The organism is Rahnella sp. Larv3_ips (assembly GCF_003697865.1).
GTDB lineage: Bacteria > Pseudomonadota > Gammaproteobacteria > Enterobacterales > Enterobacteriaceae > Rahnella > Rahnella rivi.
Window position 1 is genome coordinate 2378 of record NZ_MJIB01000008.1, and the last position, 2457, is coordinate 4834.

Consider the following 2457-nt stretch of genomic DNA (forward strand, 5'->3'; position numbering starts at 1 on the left):
TGAACATACCCTGACAAATCTTGCTGCGGCGGCGGGAAATTGGTGGTGTAAACCTCTCCCATATCTGAAGCATCTACCTGAATTTTGACCTTAGAACCCGTCCAGCCGATATAGACTTTATTGCTCTGCATACCGGCACCGCCGCCTTGCTGAACGGCGGCAAAGTTCCCGACATTCCCCAGTCCGACATTCGAGTTGGTGAGGTTTATGTCTTTGGTGCCGTCAAAGGCCACACCGGCAATTTTGCGGGCGGTGGCGAGTTTAGAAGCCGCGACAGCGGTACCGCCCGAGGGTAGTGCGTCGACGTTTCCTGCACTGATACTGATATCTTTCGTGCCGTCAAACGCTACACCGGCAATTTTTCGCGCCGTGGCTAATTTGCTTGCAGCCACGGCCGTGCCATTACTCGGCAATCCACCCAGATTTTTTAATGCGTCGGTTGCAGTTTTTGCACCGGTGCCACCGCTGGAAATAGGCAGTGCGGTGGTCAGTGTCAGGCCATACGCACCGGTAACCTCCAGACCGCCGTCCATCACCCAGTTATCCGCCGTGCCATTCGTCACGTTTGACGCTCTTTTCCGCAGGATCCACCTGCCGTTTGTGGTATCCCAAAAACCGAAATTGCCTGCGCCTGAATAGTTCACCGAGATCAATGGATGTGCAGTATCTGACGAACTGAATTCACACGCACCATCATGGCGGCTGAATCTCACTAATCCTTTAAATTCGGTGTCACCAGCAAACGTCGCATTGCCGCTATCGCCATCTAAGGTGATAGCGGATTTAACCACCCCAGCGTCATTTCTGGCATTGAGAACTAACCTTCCGCCGCCGGTGGTGTTGTACTGAAAACTCACCCCGGCGAGAATGCGACCATAGGGATCACCCGCCGCTGTTGTAAGGCGGGCGGCAATATCGCCAACAGCGATCACTGAGCCAGGTCGCATCCCTTCCACCTGATCAAGCCGGTTATACGTTGTGTAGGCTGAAAACGCATCTGCTCTGGAGATCAGTTGTCGATAACTTGCGATGCTTTCCCGTTGTGTTAGTGAGCCGGAAAATACCGCAGAGGTACCTTTGAGTTCGCCAGTAACCAAGCCGCCGGTTGAAGCAAGTGCGCCCACGTCCGCCGCCGTCAGAGTTTGGTCAGCGCTTAACGCCTTACCGTTAATTTTACGGGTGGAAGGGACGCGGCTGTTGGCGTTGTCATTCACAGCCTTCACCGCCTTTGGCGTGGCGGCCAGCGCTTCGCTGGTACTGCTGACCAGGCTGCTCAACTGGACAAAACCCTTTGCCGTCGTGGTGCCGTCGGGGTGGTTGCGTGATTTCTCATGCGCGGCCAGCAGGTCGTTCACATACTGTTCCGTCGCCATAATCACCGAGTCGTCGATCAGCAGGCTGATCGCTTCGGTGTTGCTGACCGCAATCACCATCCGCAATGTCTGCGTGCGGCCTGAACCTTCCGCCAACGTGGGTTTATAGGTGTCCGCCATGTTGCAGACGGCAATCAGCGCGCCGTCGCTGCTGAACAGCCCCATTTCGCGCATCCAGAAGCCGCCCACGCTGGCAGACAGCACCGCTTCGGCAATCACCCAGTTTCCGTGCGACGGGTCAAGCTTCAGCGAATTGAGCGGCGTGCGGTACACCTCTTTCACCAGTTTTGTCTGCGTGGCAACCGGCGTTGTTGCCTTGCCGTTGCCGTCGCCGACGGCCAGCTGCGTAATGTTGATGTCAGTCCCCGCAGCAATGGCCGCCGCGATGCGCGCCTGGCCGAGCGTGGTGACAACGGATTTAAATGTGCTCATATCGTCCTCTTAGGCGGGGTAGACGGTCAGCAGCTCGCCGACGTACTGTGCTGCGCCGATGTAAACGTCGCCTTTGATGTCCTGGGTAATAGTCAGGCCGATCAGATGGCGGCTTGCGGGTTTGGCGTCGGCGATTAGCCGCTCCATCTCTAAATACATTTCTTCAGTGATGCCGGTTTCCAGCACGCCGATGTCCAGGCGAAACGTCCCCGGTTCGTCATTCGTTTCCCACCACTCGGTCACGTTGATCAGGTAGCCGAGCGGCTCCACCACGCGCCGGATGGCACCGATGGTTCCCTTATGGCAGTGAATGAACCAGGCCGACTGAATGACGCGGCGTTTGGTGGTGACAGGCCAGTTTTCATCCCAGCGGTCAACCGACAGCGCCCACGCCAGGTAAGGTAAAAACTTTGCCGGACAGGTCAGCGGATCCCAGAGCTGCCGCAGCGGCACCGGTACGTTTTCAAGCGCGGCGCAGGCGTCGGCGGCGGCCACCTCAAGCTGGGATGAACCGACGGGCAGCAGGCGATCACTCATCGTAGCCACCCACTTTTAAGGTGTAGGCGGTGCAGAATGACGCCTGGGTTTTATCCAGCTCGATGTCGGCCTTCGGGCTTTTCAGCTCCACCCGCTGGACGCCCTCAACGTGCAG

The 2457-nt window shown here is 57.4% G+C and carries 2 protein-coding genes; both read right to left on the bottom strand.

Going from position 1 to position 2457, the window contains the following annotated elements; genetic code table 11:
• Positions 1-1805 (bottom strand): phage tail protein (locus tag ED901_RS25405; protein ID WP_240993929.1); only part of this gene is annotated, 1805 nt, incomplete at its 3' end.
• A gap of 9 nt (positions 1806-1814) precedes the next feature.
• The gene (locus ED901_RS13200) at positions 1815-2342 is read right to left on the bottom strand and encodes a phage tail protein I (RefSeq protein ID WP_122096183.1); all 528 of its coding nucleotides are present in this window, start codon (positions 2340-2342) and stop codon (positions 1815-1817) included.
• Positions 2343-2457: the final 115 nt, after the last annotated feature.